Source organism: Bacillus sp. B-jedd (assembly GCF_000821085.1).
Taxonomy (GTDB): domain Bacteria; phylum Bacillota; class Bacilli; order Bacillales; family Cytobacillaceae; genus Bacillus_D.
The window spans coordinates 4,216,429-4,232,819 of the sequence record NZ_CCXR01000001.1; the positions used below are offsets into that span (position 1 = coordinate 4,216,429).

Annotated in this window: 18 protein-coding genes and 1 riboswitch; all 18 genes read right to left on the reverse strand. The window is 47.1% G+C overall.

What is annotated here, in order from left to right:
• Positions 1-90 precede the first annotated feature (90 nt).
• The 18 genes from nrfD to BN1002_RS20610 all read right to left on the reverse strand — a co-directional run bounded on the left by nrfD (position 91) and on the right by BN1002_RS20610 (position 16,360).
• Positions 91-987 (reverse strand): NrfD/PsrC family molybdoenzyme membrane anchor subunit, encoded by an 897-nt coding sequence (gene nrfD, locus BN1002_RS20525; protein ID WP_048827390.1) that lies wholly within the window; start codon positions 985-987, stop codon positions 91-93.
• A 6-nt stretch (positions 988-993) separates the two neighbouring features.
• Positions 994-1,530 carry a 4Fe-4S dicluster domain-containing protein gene (locus BN1002_RS20530; RefSeq protein WP_048827391.1) on the reverse strand — a complete coding sequence of 179 codons (537 nt, stop codon included), beginning with the start codon at positions 1,528-1,530 and terminating at the stop codon, positions 994-996.
• Positions 1,530-3,725, reverse strand: coding sequence for a molybdopterin-dependent oxidoreductase (locus BN1002_RS20535; RefSeq protein WP_048827392.1), 2,196 nt, complete (start codon positions 3,723-3,725; stop codon positions 1,530-1,532). The genes BN1002_RS20530 and BN1002_RS20535 overlap by 1 nt, the downstream gene beginning before the upstream one ends.
• Positions 3,726-3,763: 38 nt before the next feature.
• Positions 3,764-4,384 (reverse strand): TorD/DmsD family molecular chaperone, encoded by a 621-nt coding sequence (locus BN1002_RS20540; RefSeq protein ID WP_048827393.1) that lies wholly within the window; start codon positions 4,382-4,384, stop codon positions 3,764-3,766.
• 319 nt (positions 4,385-4,703) lie between these two features.
• Positions 4,704-5,444: an amino acid ABC transporter ATP-binding protein gene (locus BN1002_RS20545; protein WP_048827394.1), complete on the reverse strand. Its 741-nt coding sequence runs from the start codon at positions 5,442-5,444 to the stop codon at positions 4,704-4,706.
• A 24-nt stretch (positions 5,445-5,468) separates the two neighbouring features.
• A complete protein-coding gene (locus BN1002_RS20550) occupies positions 5,469-6,203 on the reverse strand; it encodes an amino acid ABC transporter permease (protein ID WP_048827395.1) in 735 nt (244 codons plus the stop codon).
• Between the two features lie 66 nt (positions 6,204-6,269).
• Entirely contained in the window at positions 6,270-7,100 is an 831-nt protein-coding gene (locus BN1002_RS20555) for a transporter substrate-binding domain-containing protein (protein WP_048827396.1), read from the reverse strand.
• Between the two features lie 105 nt (positions 7,101-7,205).
• Positions 7,206-7,387, reverse strand: a riboswitch (Lysine riboswitch).
• A 139-nt stretch (positions 7,388-7,526) separates the two neighbouring features.
• The gene (locus BN1002_RS20560) at positions 7,527-8,474 is read right to left on the reverse strand and encodes an aminoimidazole riboside kinase (RefSeq protein WP_048827397.1); all 948 of its coding nucleotides are present in this window, start codon (positions 8,472-8,474) and stop codon (positions 7,527-7,529) included.
• Positions 8,471-9,937, reverse strand: coding sequence for a glycoside hydrolase family 32 protein (locus BN1002_RS20565; protein WP_048827398.1), 1,467 nt, complete (start codon positions 9,935-9,937; stop codon positions 8,471-8,473). The genes BN1002_RS20560 and BN1002_RS20565 overlap by 4 nt, the downstream gene beginning before the upstream one ends.
• 65 nt (positions 9,938-10,002) lie before the next feature.
• Positions 10,003-11,409 (reverse strand): sucrose-specific PTS transporter subunit IIBC, encoded by a 1,407-nt coding sequence (locus tag BN1002_RS20570; protein WP_048827400.1) that lies wholly within the window; start codon positions 11,407-11,409, stop codon positions 10,003-10,005.
• Positions 11,410-11,622: 213 nt separating this feature from the next.
• Complete coding sequence (locus BN1002_RS20575) at positions 11,623-12,612, reverse strand: LacI family DNA-binding transcriptional regulator (RefSeq protein WP_048827402.1); 990 nt, start codon at positions 12,610-12,612, stop codon at positions 11,623-11,625.
• 95 nt (positions 12,613-12,707) lie between these two features.
• Entirely contained in the window at positions 12,708-13,265 is a 558-nt protein-coding gene (locus BN1002_RS20580) for a hypothetical protein (protein ID WP_048827403.1), read from the reverse strand.
• A 28-nt stretch (positions 13,266-13,293) separates the two neighbouring features.
• Positions 13,294-13,761 (reverse strand): Hsp20/alpha crystallin family protein, encoded by a 468-nt coding sequence (locus BN1002_RS20585; RefSeq protein WP_048827404.1) that lies wholly within the window; start codon positions 13,759-13,761, stop codon positions 13,294-13,296.
• A 47-nt stretch (positions 13,762-13,808) separates the two neighbouring features.
• Positions 13,809-14,279 (reverse strand): hypothetical protein, encoded by a 471-nt coding sequence (locus BN1002_RS20590; protein WP_048827405.1) that lies wholly within the window; start codon positions 14,277-14,279, stop codon positions 13,809-13,811.
• Positions 14,280-14,303: 24 nt separating this feature from the next.
• Positions 14,304-14,546: a spore germination protein gene (locus tag BN1002_RS20595; RefSeq protein WP_048827406.1), complete on the reverse strand. Its 243-nt coding sequence runs from the start codon at positions 14,544-14,546 to the stop codon at positions 14,304-14,306.
• 33 nt (positions 14,547-14,579) lie between these two features.
• Positions 14,580-14,822, reverse strand: coding sequence for a spore germination protein (locus BN1002_RS20600; protein ID WP_048827407.1), 243 nt, complete (start codon positions 14,820-14,822; stop codon positions 14,580-14,582).
• Between the two features lie 68 nt (positions 14,823-14,890).
• The gene (locus BN1002_RS24305) at positions 14,891-15,205 is read right to left on the reverse strand and encodes a spore germination protein (protein WP_048827409.1); all 315 of its coding nucleotides are present in this window, start codon (positions 15,203-15,205) and stop codon (positions 14,891-14,893) included.
• Between the two features lie 126 nt (positions 15,206-15,331).
• Complete coding sequence (locus BN1002_RS20610; RefSeq protein ID WP_048827410.1) at positions 15,332-16,360, reverse strand: YeiH family protein; 1,029 nt, start codon at positions 16,358-16,360, stop codon at positions 15,332-15,334.
• Between the last annotated feature and the right edge of the window lie 31 nt (positions 16,361-16,391).

Below are 16,391 nucleotides of genomic sequence, written 5' to 3' on the forward strand. Positions count from 1 at the left end.
CCTTTCTGCCATTGATTTTCCACAGAAAAGAAACATTACATGAACGAAATGTAAAAAGCCCGAGCCGGATGGCCCAGGCTGTGTTACTTTTTACAAGAACGTGATAGGGACGGCTGCTGAAAGAAGCAGGAAACGGAGAATGAAACCACCGACCAATACAGCTGCCTCAGTCACTACCGTTCCGGCAATGCCGGCTCCTCCTGCCGCGGCCACTTCCAGCCCGGCCGGCGTTTTCTTCATTCTTCGGACATTCATCAGTTCAAATGACTCGACAGCGATCGGGAGCAGAAGGCCAATGGCTACGAGGCCAATCCAGAATAGCATACTGTATTCACCTGACAACAGGGAGGCAACTGATTCAGCAGCGGCTTCATTTGCCGTTGAAGTAATCAGGAACATCGTAAAGATGAGAAATACTTCTGCTCCGAGCAGCGAAAGGTGGATCTTTTTGACAGACAAAATATGATGCAGCGATTTTTTATCGATAAATCCGGCAACCAAGAGTGTTCCCGCGATTCCTGTAGAAAGAGCCGACACGACAAACAAAACAGGAAGGATAGCTGTATTCCAAAGCGGGACGGTTGTAATGACGCCAATCAAAAAGCCCGTATACATGGCTGTGCCAAGCGCAAAGACCCCGCCGATGTATTCGATAAACTTATTGACTTCCTTTTTCAACACTTCCATTAACGCCGTATAGGCCGCCGCAACCATGAAAAAGCTTATAAAATACGTTCCTATCGTCATGACGGACTTGAAGTTTGTAAACAAGTATATAAATCTTAACGGATTTTTAAGCCCCGCCTCCGCATCAACAATAAGAAGGAGCAATCCTATCCCCATCAAAATAGGGCTGATCAGCCTCCCCGTAATCCGGATTGCGGCTGCTTCAGGGTATCTGCGCGACACGTAGGTTGAAGTCAGATAGGCTCCGGCACTAAGGCCCGCAAGAAATAAATAGGCGGCAATGATTGTTCCCCAAACCATTTATCTTCACCTCACATAATATATTTTTGCTTTTCCTAAATCAGGCCTTAACGGCTTTGCATTATACTTTACAATCGCTTTTGATACTTCACTGTTTGGATCATCCAAATCGCCGAAAATCCTCGCGTTACTGATACACGTGCTGACACATGCTGGCTGTCCGCCTTCGGCGACAAGTTCTGAGCAGAAGCGGCACTTTTCAACGACACCTGTCAGATGGTCCTGGGTCCTCGCCTGGTATGGGCAGGCGACCATGCAGTATTTACAGCCTATACATTTATCGGGATCGACAAGAACGATTCCTTCCTCCGTCGTATACGTCGCCTTTGTCGGGCAGACGCTCTCACATGGAGCATCCTCACAATGCTGGCATTGAACTGGCATGATTTCATTCCTAACATTCGGAAAAATCCCGGTTTCTTTCTCATGAAATTTGATAAAGCTCACTTCAACCGGAAGTTCATTCTGCATCTGGCAGCTTACGCGGCATGCATAGCAACCAACACATTTCCTTGTATCAATCATCATTCCATAGCGCGCCATCAGCTTTTCACCTTCCTGACCTTAACAATTACTTCCTGGATATTGCCGGCTCCGCTCCACGCTTCGAAATCAAACGGGACGTGTTCCATATAACCGAACCCTATACCTTGGGCTGTTTTTTGCATTTTGGATGTTATTCCGTAATGGCTCGGCACAAAAATCGCTTCCGGATGGATTCTTTCGGTCACCTTTGCCCTTACTTTACTTACTGCCTCGGACGACTTTACTTCAACCAAATCGCCGTCCTTTACCCCAAGAGCTTTTGCACGGATTGGATTGATCCAAATCCTTTCAAGGTCATAATCCTTGGTAATTTGCATGAGGATAGGGATATTCGCTGTTTGTGTATGGCTGTGTATCGCCTGCTTTCCGGTAATCAGCCGGAATGATTCCTTCTCAGGGTTCACTTTGGGCTCGACCCATTTGACGACCGGAGAGAAGCCTGCCTGCTTGAATGTTTCACTATAGAATTCAACCTTTTTCGAAGGCGTTTTCAGTTCGGGCATGACGCCGAGTTCAATCGCCTCACCAGGAAACATGATTGTCCCTTTTTCCTTCAGTTCCTTATAGCTAATCCCGGTAGGGGCAAGCATAGCCTCATTCATGTCATCAAGGCTGAAATTGAAATATTGGCCAACTCCGCATGCCTGGGCAAGTTCTGTGTAGATGGCATCAATCGGCTTTGTCTTCGGATGGACCTTTTCAACCATCTTCTGTCTGAGGGCAATTCCCGGCGTCTTGCCGGACAGTCCTTCAATCAATTCATCCCTTTCAATGTAAGTGACATCCGGGAGGACATAATCGGACAGCAATGCTGTTTCAGACATTTGGACATCGATTGCCACTACTAAATCAAGCTTCGATAGGGCTTCTTTCATATATTTCGGATTCCCGTAGCCAAGCGCGGCGTTGGAATGGTAATAAATCGCCGCCTTCATCCTGCCTTCCATCGCTTCCTTAGCCACGATTGTGGCAACGCCATTCTCTTCATAAGCAAGCGGGAATTCCTTCACGCCCGCTTTTTTGAAGTCTATTTCTTTCGGGTTCGGATGCTTTTCAGGATCAAGTTTTCCAAGCTTTACTTTCCCGCCGATCACACTGCCGCCTTTTTGCTGGATATTTCCTAGCAAGGCGTTGAACATGGCTACTGCGCGGCCCGTTTCAGTGCTATTTTCATAGTTGCATCCAAACGCGCCCCGCCATGACTGCTCGATCAGCGCTTTTGGCTTTGCTTTCCCCATTTCAATAGCAATGCGGGTAATTGTATCCGCACTTATGCCAGTTAAGCTTTCCGCCCACTCAGGAGTGTAATTTTCCAGTTCCTTGGCGTACTCCTCAAATCCAATCGAATAGTTTTTAATAAACTCCATATCCTGGAGACTTTCTTTAATTAATACATGGGACATGGCGAGAACTAATGCCAAGTCGGTACCCGGGCGGATGGCAAGCCATTCATTCGCGAAATTGCCTGTATTGTTAAGCCGAGGATCAACAATGACGATTTTCGCACCATTCTCCTTCGCCTCTGCCAGTGACTGGACGGAGCTTGGACGGATGGCATCCCCGTAGCTTCTGCCTATGAACATGATATATTTAGCAGCACCGATGTCCGCACTAGTCGCAGTCACCCCAAGGGTATGCAAAAAGCCGGCGTCGCGTGAATTCGAACATACGACATGGTGGGTATAGTAGTTGGGCGAGCCAAGTGCCTGAATGAACCTTGGCGAATAAAATTTCCCGGTTGCTCTTGGGTCTTCTGTCAGGGCAACTGCCGCTGGTCCATTTTCGTTGATGATGCCGGTGAGTTTTTCAGCAATCTCCTTGTAGGCCTGCTCCCAGGAAATCGGCTCGAATTTTCCTTCCCCGACCCTTTTAAGGGGCTGGGTCAAGCGGTCCTTTGAATAAACGAGAGTCGCATACCCATGGCCCCTCGCGCATAGCTTCCCTTTTGAATAAGGATGGTCCGGATGGCCCTCCAGTTTCCATAACCGGCCATTTTTCACATAGCCAATGATTCCACATTTACTGGAACAGCCATTACATGTACTGGCGACTTTTTTAATCTCCGCCTTCTCCCCGGCTTTTACATAGTTGGCGCTCCACTCCTGAAAGCCGGCGGTCCCTGCTGAAGCCAGTACCGCGGTGGCTGCGGACGCTTTAATAAATCCGCGCCTTGATAGTTTTGAATCAAGCATTTTCAAGCCCTCCTTTATGATTTGAACGGAAAAGTTCCTTAAAAAGCTTCTTGAAGGTTCGCTTTCGCTGCCCTTAACACCTGCTGGAGGAGCCGGGTGATTGCCAGATAAAAAGAGTGTTCCGGCAAAGCGGCAAGGGCTGAGGCAAGTTCATCCAGCCAGTCGAAATGGTCCTCAAGAAACTGGTATGTGAATTCAGGGACGCAGTTATCCCAAAAGTAGGCAAGCATTTCAAGTAAAATGGCCAGATGATCGGGCATGTTTTCATAGTCTTGTGAAATAGCCATCTCAAACTCTGTTAATATGTAACGGATATGGAGAGCTGAGTCGCCAAGGAGATAACCCTTGCTTTTTGCAAAAGGCATTGAGCAATCCGAATCGGCTGTCCAAATTTTATAAACGGACTCGACCGGTAGTGCAGGGCCGCCCAGGCTGTTTAAATAGATTTCCTGCAATTCCCCTAGTTCGGCTGGAAACCCTTTTATTTCATTTGCGCAATCGGGATTCCCTGTCAGATGTATCGCGGCTTTCTTTAGATCATCCAATAGCCCTCCTGACATGCATGCTTCCCATACGTGCTGATCTGGGTATTTAAATAGGTCGGCAAAAATGGAAATAACCCCGGAAACCACCTGTCTCTCTTGCTGTAACATTATCATTGGTCCATCTCTCCTCTGCTTCTCCTTAGTTTTTACTATAGGAAAAGAAAGATTGTGAAACAATGAACAAAGAGTGTCTTTTACGCTAATTCAAATAGGGAGTATCCCTCATCCTTTTTGTCCCGTTTTTTTAGAAACATAGAAAAAAACGATAGAATAGGGAGTTTGAGATTGAAAGCCGGCTTTATTGTTGATTAATATGACAAATTTGTGACAGCTCGTTGTCAGATTCGGGAAGCCCTATTTTTTCCATAAAAAAAGCTGTGCCAAAAGGTTACTTTTGGCACAGCTTCGTCTCTTTGAAATTGATTCGACTATTTTAAAACTCCCGCAGCGTCCTTTTCAAAAACTCCCTCGTCCGCTCCTGGGTTGGATTGCTGAAAATCTGTTCCGGCGGTCCTTCTTCGGCAATCACGCCTTTGTCCATAAAGACGACGCGGTCGGACACTTCACGGGCAAATTCCATTTCGTGTGTCACAATTAGCATCGTCAGCCCCGATTCCGCCAGATCCTTCATGACTTTAAGGACCTCCCCGACCATTTCCGGATCAAGCGCGGAAGTCGGCTCATCAAACAGCATCACATCTGGTTCCATCGACAGGGCTCTGGCAATAGCGACCCTCTGTTTCTGGCCGCCTGACAATTGGTGCGGTTTCGCATTAATATACTTATCCATTCCGACAACCTTCAGATACTTCATGGCCACCTTTTCGGCTTCTTCTTTGGACCGCTTCAGCACCTTCACCTGGCCGACGACACAATTGTTCAGCACATTATGATTATTGAACAGGTTGAACTGCTGGAACACCATGCCGAGTTTCCGGCGGTAAAGGAACAGGTCATGCTTATCATCAAGGATGTTTTCGCCATTGTAAATGATTTGCCCGCCGCTGGGCATCTCGAGTAGATTCACACAGCGGAGAAGCGTCGATTTACCTGAACCTGATGATCCAATGATGCTGACCACTTCGCCTTTTTTGACAGAAAAGTTGATGTCCTTTAAAACCTCATGGCTGCCGAACGATTTATTTAAATGCTGAATATCAATCACGGTTTGCATCTTTTTTCCTCCTTCCCCAAGAACTTAGCGCGCAGGGGTGATGTCCTCCCCGATCACTTTATAACTATCCGGACCTTCTATTTTCTTTTCAAAATAACGTAGGATTTTGGTTACAGCAAATGTCATCACAAAATAAAGGATACACGCCACAAAGAATGACTCAAAGTACCTGAAATTATTCCCTGCGACAGATTTTGTCATGAAAAATAGTTCCGATAAAGAAATGACGTTCAGCACCGATGTATCCTTAATATTAATAACAAACTGGTTGCCGGTTGCCGGCAGGATATTCCGGATGACCTGTGGCAAAACAACATTCATCATGGTTTGTAAGTGGTTCATGCCAATGGCCTGGGCTGCTTCAAATTGGCCTTTTTCCACGGAAATTATTCCGCCGCGGACGATTTCCGCCATGTAAGCCCCTGTATTGATGGAAACAATAATCAGCGCAGCAGTCATCACGTTCATTTGATACCCAGTTGCCAACGCAGTGCCGTAAAAAATGGCCATTGCCTGGACGATCATCGGCGTCCCGCGGAAAAATTCTATATAGGCGGATAAAATAAAATTAATGACAGCTAATACAATCTTCTTCGGGCCACGCTCCGGCTTTGGAATCGTCCGGATAATACCAGCGATGAGACCAATGATGGCTCCCGCGATCGTTCCAAGAAGCGAAATCCAGAGTGTTACTCCGGCTCCGCGCAGGAACATTTGCCAGTTTTCTGTGATGATGGTGATAATCCACTGGATGCTCATGCTTCTCCTCCTCTTTTTCACTATGAAACCGGCTGTGCAAATGCAACAGCCGGTTTACGTTCGTTCTTATTCTGCAGCTGGCTGGTTTTTAATGGCCTCATCCATGATTTTAGTTTGCTCTTCTTCGGAAATGCCTTTCAGCACTTCATTGATTTTATCGGTCAGCTTACTGCCCTTTTTCAACCCGACAGCAATAGCAGTATCGTCCTCAGATGTTTTAAAGCCATCTTCAAATTCCACCATGGCAAAATTGTCATTTGCGGCAGACGCACTTACAGCTTCTGGACGTTCGGAAACATATCCGTCAATGATGCCGGATTCAAGGGCCACCCTCATCGCCGGGAAGTTGTCCATGGCAGTAGCTTTCTTGACTCCTTTAATCTGGTCAATGACATCATAATGGAAAGTGTTCAATTGGGCGGTTACCTTGGCGCCGCTGAAATCAGGAAGCGACTTTGCCCCTTCATATTTGCCGCCTTTTTTCACGACCATGACAAGATTCGATTTATAGTAGTTTTCAGAGAAATCAATAGTCTTTTTGCGTTTTTCTGTCGGTGACATGCCCGCGATAATAGCGTCAATTTTGCCGGAAGTCAGCGCCGGCACAAGGCCATCCCATTCTGTTTTGACAATGACGAGTTTTTTGCCAAGGGAATCAGCGATTTTCTTGGCGATTTCCACATCATAACCGCCCGCATACTCGGAAGTCCCTTCAATTTTCACTGCGCCATTCGAATCGTCCTTTTGCGTCCAGTTAAACGGCGGATAACCTGCCTCTAGACCTACCTTAAACGTACCGCCTTTCGACGAATCTGAGCTTTTGCTGCTGCCGCAGCCTGATAGTGCGAGCATGACAGTCATCAATAATGCCAGAAATAAAATTCCCCTTTTTTTCATTTGAATTTCCCCCTCCATATAATATTAGGGCAACACCAAAAAGCGGCCTGAGATAAACTCAGGCCGCAACATGTACATATTGCCCCTAAATCCTCTCTTTAATCCCGATGAGATAGCACAACTCAACAAACTGGGTCGTTTATTGAGACAGTCCTGCAGCTCTTAACTGCAGGCCCAGCAGGCAATACCGAGTATACTGCCCACTTCGGCGATATTTCCTTCTCCTTGGGTTCAAAGCTTCTCGGGCTCCACCAAGGACTGTTAAATATCGCGCCTCTACCTCACTGTATGAAAGTGAGGTGGTTGTATTAAATTATATGCCCTAGACTATACTATTCTGACAAATCTGTCAACCTTTCGTACGGGATATTCCGACTAGGTTTTTCGTTCCATTTTTGCCAAAAGTAATTCCCCGGTGGGCTGCTTTTACTCCGTTTCGCTTTTCAATTTTTCGCGGACTTCCTCCAAGGTTGGCAGGCCGGTCATCGCGCCTTTTTTTGCGACAGCCAGGCCGCCTGAAATGGATGCGAATCGGACCATTTCCCTGATTTCCTGTTCAGAAAGTTCATCGAGCTGCTTTTCCAATTCGTTGAGTGAATAAAGGATGCCCGATACGAAGGCATCGCCCGCCCCCGTCGTGTCCACCACTTCACAGGCAAGGGCAGGAACCCTGCCTGTTTGCCCATTGAAAAAGTACAAGCTTCCTTCCCCTCCCAGTGTCAGGAGGATCAACGGAATTTTCGGCAGCTGCGCGATCCCATCCTCAAAGCTGCTCTTGCCGGTCAGAAAGAGTAGTTCCTCTTCGGAAACCTTGAGAATATCGGCATACGGGAGGACAGATAGGATCGTTTCCTGAGCCTGTTCCTCGGACTCCCAAAGGCCGAGGCGGAGGTTCGGGTCATATGAAACGAGCATGCCCGCTTCCTTTGCCTTCTTTACCGCCCACAAGGTAGCTGATCTCGAAGGCTCGCCGATCAACGAAATCGAACCAAAGTGAAAAACCTTGTTCTTCTCAAACAAAGATGGATCGAGTTCTTCCTTTTGCAAAAAACGATCCGCGCTAGGGTTAATATAAAAACTAAAACTACGTTCGCCGGATGGTTCCAAGGTGACGAAAGTCAAGCCGGTCCGGGGTTCCGAACCAAGAACCATCGGGCTTGTGTCAACACCATATCCTTCAAGAGTCTCCTTCAAAAAGCTTCCGAGGACATCATTGCCGACCTTTCCGATAAACGCTGACTTCCCGCCGAGTTTTGCGATCCCGACCGCTACATTTGCCGGAGCGCCGCCCGGGGCCTTCTGGTATGACAGATTATCAGAATTTAAAGGGATGAAATCAATCAGGGCTTCCCCTAAACATAGAACACCGTTCATAATCCACCTCTATTTAAAATTCGTCCTATTTGCATTTTATCAAGGGTCCATTTTGCAAAATTGAACTCCGCATCGCCGTGAAAAGAAATCAACTCATCCCCGGGATTCGGGAAATAACGTGCCGTAAACACTTCTTCACCGCCATTGATGAAAATTTCCAGAGACGAATGGTCCATGAAGATATGAAGACTGTTCAATTCGGCAAGCTTACATGTTCTTGTTTCGGGATTTCCGGTCCTGAAATTTCTCCTTTGCAGGCTCATTTCCCGCTTGTCCGCATCATAACACAGTTCGGCTTCGTTCCTGAAACGAATTGTAAAATCGCCTGCCCCAACCAGGATTGTATCGAGCAGCAGTTCAGCGGCCTTTCCGTTTAATCCGGTAATTTCTGCTGTCTTTGCATTTTGAATAATCATTTCGTCTTTGCGCAGCATCTTCATTTCCTCGACTGGTGCCTGAAATAGCTTATCCCCTTTCAAGCTAAGCACTCTCGGGATCGTCAGAGCGTGGACCCAGCCTTTTTCCACAGTCGGCTGATAAGCCTCCGCCTCATCAGTAATGCCCATCCACGCATAGAGGATCGTTCTGCCCCCGTCCGCCAAAAAGGTTTGCGGAGCATAAAAATCAAAGCCGCGGTCAAGCTCTGTAAAAGGACCGTGCTCAAATTGCGCCGATGTACCATCCAGCCTCCCGGTGAAATAACCGGACTGGAAGATGTTATTGTACAAATATCCGCTTGGCTCAAGCCCCTGAGGCGAAACAAGCAGGACATCTTTCCCATCTAGATGAATTAAATCGGGACACTCCCACATGTAACCAAACTCGCCAAGCCCATTCATCCCGGCACCCGCGACCCGCCCGGCCGGCAGCCAATTATACAGATCATCCGAGACAAATAAGGCAGCCGCGCCTTTTTCTTCCAGCGTCTGGGCTCCAAGAATCATATAAAAGCGGCCATCCGCCCTCCACACCTTCGGATCTCGGAAGTGGGCCGTATAGCCTTCCGGCAGATTCAGGACAGGCCCGAATTTTTCAAAATGAATGCCATCCGTGGATATAGCCAGGCACTGATACGTTTCCCGTGTTCCGTCCTCCAGTTTGACATTCCCGGTATAAAAAAGATAAAGCTTGCCTTCCCACTCAATCGCGCTGCCGGAATAGCAGCCATTTTTTTCATACCATTCACTTGGGACCAGGGCAACCGGCTCCTCGCGCCAATTAATCATATCCTTAGACGAGTAATGTCCCCAGAACTTCGCGCCGTGTGCTGTCTCAAACGGATTCCACTGGTAAAACACATGGTAAACACCATTGAACTGGACAAGCCCGTTTGGATCATTTAAAAGACCCACCGGCGGCATCAGGTGGTACGCAAGCCGATACGGGTCATTTTCCACTTCATTTTTATGCTTTTCGACTTCTTCATACGCCTTTTTGATCAGGAGTTCCTGTTTCTCACTCATAGGAGATCCTCCTTTTATTTTAAGCTGTTAAAAAGGAGGCAAGTTTCCCCGCCTCCCTTTCCACTTTACTGCTGTTCTATTTCCTTTTTCACTTTATCCGAGTATCCAAACATCCAAGTCAGGGCAAAAGCGACGCCGATAGCGACAAGGTTAACGAGGATATAAGGCAAAATCTGTCCGTTCAAATAAAGCAGTGTTCCTGGAATAACGGTGACCGCCATTCCTGTTGCCTTCAATTTCAGAAGGGAAGCGAGGAACCCTCCGACAGCTCCGCCGATCAAGCCCATCAAAAATGGCTTTCCGTAACGGAGGTTGACCCCAAAAATTGCAGGCTCAGTAATTCCAAGGAGCGCTGAAATGGAGGACGGGTAAGCGAGCGCCTTCAGCTTTGTCGATTTTGTCTTCATTCCCACCGCAAGAGCTGCGCCAGCCTGAGCCGCAACCGCACATGTAACGATGGCATTGTACGGGTTGTAGTGATATTTTGCGAGAAGCTGGATTTCCAGCATATTAAAGATATGGTGGACACCCGTAATAACGATAATCTGGTTAAGTCCGCCAATTAGAAGGCCGCTGATTCCGAATGGCCATGCAAGAACTTTTGTCGCTGCGGAAAGAATCCCTTGTTCAACGGTATGGAAAATCGGGCCGATGACTAATAGCGAAAGGGCTATCATAATCAACAGTGTCAGGAATGGGGTTAGAATAAGATCGAGTGCTTCCGGGACCCGCTTTCTTATCATCCGTTCCAACTTGGCGCCTAAGATACCGGCAATGAAGGCTGGCAAAACCGACCCCTGGTAGCCGACCACTGGGATGAAACCAAAGAACAGGAGCGGCTCAACATCACCGCCAGCTACCCCCCATGCGTTCGGCAAGGCCGGTCCAACAAGCATCAGACCAAGAACGAGACCGATGATCGGCGTTCCGCCAAACACTCGGAAAGTCGACCAGGCAACAAGCGCAGGAAGGAAAATAAAGGCGGTATCAGTAAGAATTTGTGTAAAGAGCAAGAAATTTTCCGGAACATGGTCAGGCGTATATCCGAAAATCTTCAGAATTTCTTCCTGCATGACGAGCCCGCGTAATCCCATGAACAATCCGGTTGCGACAAGAACAGGAATAATTGGAACAAAGACATCACCAAACGTCCGGATGCCACGCTGGAATTTCGAGCCGGTTTTTATTGCTTCCTTCTTTTGCTCGGAAGCTGACATTGTATCAAAGCCTAGCTTGGAAACCTCTTCATAAATCCTGTTGACCGTTCCCGTGCCAAAGATTACCTGGTATTGGCCCGAGTTGTAAAAGGCTCCTTTTACTTTGTTGATTTGTTCCACCCGCTCCTGGTCGATTTTGTCCTTATCGTTGACCATGAGGCGAAGGCGCGTGGCACAATGGGCAACAGAATGGATATTTTCCCTGCCGCCGACAGCTTCAATTAACTCTTCAGCAATTCTTTGATTTTCCGACAATTTCTTTCACCCCTGTTTTGTTAGTTATGGAATCAATTACACAAATGATGAGAGATTAAACTATTTCTTGAAAACTTTGGAATCAAACTCTTCGATGAAGACTGAAGAAATAGCCTGGTTTCACTGGATGCCTAATGTGGAATCGATTCCACAATAATAAAAAATAAAGTGTAATCGATTGCATTTTTCTTTATGGAATCGATTACACACTTATTATATGGTGTCTCGTTCAATAAGTCTATAAGGAACTATCTTAATTTTTTCCTGGAAATTTTCGGAACTCATACTTTCCAGCATTAGTCCCGCCGCTTCACGCCCGGCTTCCTCGAACGAAAAATCAATGGTCGTTAACGAAGGTGCCATATACCGGGAAAGCTCGGAACCTCCCATGCCCGCGACCGACATATCATCCGGGATACCCAGACCCGCTTCTTTCAAATATTGCATCGCCCCAATGGCAAGGCGGTCTGTCACGGCCACGACCCCTGTTGGTTTCTTAGTTGAAGTGTCCAAGATCGCTTTCATGCCTTCATACCCGGATTCTGTGTTAAATACTCCTGTTTGAATCCAACTGTCCTCAATCGGGAGACTGTTTTCCCTCATGGCATCTAGGTAGCCCTTCTTCCGCTCGAGGCCGACTGCACGATCCGTCTCGCTAACCCCGATAAACGCAATCCTTTCATGCCCCCTGCGAATGAATAACTGAACAAGATCCTTCGAAGCCTGATAATCATCGAAAATTACATTCGTCAGTCCCTGGATATATTGCCCGACAGTGATGAACGGTATTTTCAGCCGGTGGATTTCTTCTATCAATGCCCGGTTCACATTCGTCGCTGACAGAATGATTCCATCCACATGCCTGCCTTTCAGCAGCTTTAAGTACTCTATTTCTTTCTCCGGTTCAAGATTCGAAGTCGCAAGCAGGATTTGGTATCCTTCCTTGGCCAGCACCTCATCCATTCCCCTGACAAGCCGGCTCGATGTTTCGGTGCTGATTTTTGGCAAAATAACCCCGATGACCTTCGTCTTTTTTGTCCGAAGTGATTTGGCGTTCTCACTAGGGATATATCCAGTTTCTTCGATAATTTTCATAACCCGCTTCTTCGCTTCTTCGCTAACATAACCCGAATTATTCAGCACCCGTGAAACGGTTGTCCGGGAAACCCTTGCCCTTTCTGCAATTTCCTTAATCGTCACCATATATTGAACCTCCTGGGCGGCAAATTAACCTACACCCATTTTACACAAAAAAAGTGAAAAGCAAATGCTGATGACCCTGCCATCTACATTTGCTTTCACTCCTTTTCGCCGCTCTTTTCCACCATTTCTTTTTTCTGTTTGAATTCATCAATGATTTCCTTCATTTTATCTTGGTCTTCCTTTATTCCTTTAACAGACTCCTCGGGGATGGCATCACTTTCATACGTTGTTCCAATCGTTAATTGGCCGCTCAATTCCCGGATACCCAAATTCCCAAGATTGGTGATCTGGTCAAATTTTTCAATAAACAGCCGCTCCACCCTGAATTCTTGATAGATGACCGCAGGACTTCCAGCCGAAGGGCCTCCCTCGCCAGCTTTCTGCTCCATTTTCTGTGGACTTTGCCCCAAGCCACCACCACTACCCGTCGTGTTCATTGAAATTTGTCCAATGCCAAATTGCCCGCTGCAAAGCTGCTCCCACTCACCCATCCGTTCTTCCAGCCTTTTCATCCGCCCCGCCATTTCATTTAGAGTCCGGTAAATTGGTTCCATTTCCTCTTTGATTGTTTTTTGGATAACTAGGGCGAGGATTTTTTCGGGAAGATTCTCTCCTATAAAAGTGTCATCCTCGCCGACTCTTTTCAAGGGCATATCGCTCACACCTTCAAAGTTATCGTTTTCAGCGGATCATAATGGTCTCTTCCCTCACATATCTCCTCGGATAAGTAATAATAAGCAGGCCGTTTTCAAATCTGGCATGCATTCCTTTGCTCTCAGCCGGCTCCGGCAAATCGATGGTACGCTGGAATTCACCATATTTCCGTTCGTTCAGCACAGTCGTCCCGTTTATCATCGGCGCATGGAGGATGCCCCTGATGGTCAGCTTATTCCCCGAAACAGACAAACCCATGTCTTCCCGGATCGCGCCCGGTATTTCCACGAGAAGGATGACATCCGTGTCAGTCAGAAAGATATCTGTTTTTGGATACTTGCCGGTTTCATGATTTTCCTTTTGCCGTCCATTGGTGGTAACCTGCTCTTCCAAGACTGTGCCCGGCGGATTTTCTTCAAAGACCATCTCCCAGAACCTTCCGTTTTGATATTTCTGGGTCATCTCGATCCACTGCTTTATTTTGTCCGCATCCACCTCTTTGGCCCCTCCTTTTGCAAAAAAATCATGAAGCAGCCATCCCTTTAGTCGGCGGGAGGCACAGCTACTTCAGTAAACTGCGGATCATTTCTTTTTTTCATTTTTATTTGCAAGTAATGATCGCGGTATTCCGAGACGGAATCCTTCATTCTGACAATTGATGGAAGGGTAATGACCTGGCGTGCTTCAGGGTTTGGGATTCCTTCAACCATAAGCTGGTTGGAATTGTGGAATATTTTCAGGCTAGACAGCGTCTCGGGGTCCTTGATGTACATTTTCACATAAACATGATCGTGGCTTTCAAAAGTCGTCACCTGCAAAGATTCAGCTGTCTTTATCTCCATCTCCCCCCCGATTTCAGCAGCCGTTGATTTTTCGAGTATGTCCGCCTGCTGCATGGAAGAAGAAATTGATCTATCGACGATATCCTGGACAAACTTATGAATATCGTTGTTAAAATAAGACTCGCCAAGCCATTTTGGCAGTCCTCTCTTAAAAAACGGTAATGGCAGCATCTCTGATCACCTCTAAATTTACTTCTAAAATTGATTGCTGATTGGCAAAGATGGGTTGGCAATTTGATCCTGGTCGCTGACATCGGGATCGACGCTGTTATTGCCCATCAGTGACGAACTTGGAGATAAATCCCCGAGGGAGAAATTGGCGCCGATATACTTTGAATTGGCGGTATGGCTGTTATGGATAACCGCGCCTATATCCAAGTTTCCATTTTGCGTAATCCCGTTTGTTTTTACACTGAAAATATTTATAAAATAAGGCATGATTGGCTCCTTTCAAAGGAAGATGGAAAATATTCAAAATTGCTTAGCATTTACAGTATCTGTTCCTGCAATATCTCCCTGGTCATTTACATCTGGATCAATAAAGACGTTTTCCATTCCTGATGTCGTTGGGGATATATCTCCATAAGAAGAGTTGGTCCCTTGCGCTTTCGTGTTGGCGGTAGGCGAATTATGGAGCGCATCGCCTATATTGAGGGAACCGTTATTCGATATATTATTGATTTTAATGCTGTATATATTTATATTCGTGGGCATATACTCCCCTCCCAACCTATCATTGGTTATATATATGCCCAGTGAATGCAAAAGGTTAAAACCGCATTTTATCCCGAAGACTCACTTTGCTCGCTCTTATTCACATCGACCACATTTACCTCATTCTGATACTCAACCACCTTCGAACCATCTCCAAACGCAAAACACGCCCCCGCTACCTTCACATTCGCCGTATGGCTATTTTGCACAGTCGACCCCACATTAATATTCCCGTTCTGCGCAATCACCTTCGTATTCATCCGATACACAACCGCAATATTCCTCAATGCCTTCACCCCCAGGAGTGAGGCAGGTGGATGTTTCCAGTGCCTCACTATATTCATTCCTTCCAATACGATATGCTTTATTTCCAATCCCGCCATTAGGCGCTCGCCCGGAAGCGTGAAAAAAGCCAGCGGCCTTGGCCGCTGGCTTACTGACTTTTTTAGGCTTTCTATTTAATTCCTCAAAGACACTCCCAAATCGCGAGCACTTAAACCGTAACTGCCTTATTGGATATGCAAAACTGCCACAAGAATATAACCAAACACTGACAAGAGGACAGAACCGATCAGGCCGGCCGTGAAAGCCTTCATTCCCAACCTACGGAAAGTTTTTATCTCTACATTCATGCCAAGCGCGGCCATGGCCATCGCAATAAGGAGATACGCAGCTGCCACAATATACCCTGCCACCGTTTCAGAGACGATTCCGAGTGTATTAAACCCGCTCATCGCGATAAAACCAAAGATGAACCAAGGGATGGCCGGCATGGAAAGCTTTCTGCCGCCTGCTCCTTCCGTCTTCTTTTGCATGAAAAATCCAATCAATAGAGCTACCGGTACAAGCAGGGCAACCCTAGTCAGCTTGACGATGACCGCAATGTCGACCGCATCATTCCCGCCCGCAGCTGCCGCCGCAACCACATGGGCGACCTCATGCAGGGTGCCACCGGCAAATACCCCGTAAACCGTCGGCGTCATGTTGAATACCGCATAAAGCAAAGTATAAGCCAGGGTGAAAATCGTTCCGAGTATCGCAACGATCGCCGCCGCTACCGCCGTTTCCTCTTCCTTCGCCTTGATTTGCGGAGCAATGGCAACGACAGCCGCAGCGCCGCATATGGCTGTGCCGCATGCAGTCAAAACTCCCAGCTTTTCTTCCGTTCCAAACAGCTTGGCCAGCCAATAAACAACCACGAGCGCGAAGACGATATTCACTGCCGCTATCAAAAAGACCTTGCCGCCCGCCTCATAAATATCGGCGAGATTCAACCTCATTCCAAGCAGGATAATACCGAAGCGCAACAATTTTTTATTGGCAAAAGCAATGCCCGGTTTATAGGTTTCGTTAAAGCCAAACGCAGCCCGCCATGCCATTCCTAGCAGAATTGCAATAACAAGCTGCCCCATGATCGAAAGGAACGGCAGCCCGGATAAAGCTTTTGCGATGATCGCAATCAACAGCGTGATGCCGAGCCCTTTCAAAAAAGCAGCCGTCCTCCCTTGCTTGTTTGCTTGATCGAGTCCGTTTACCATATGTGTCACTTCCTGATAGTTTTTGTATGTT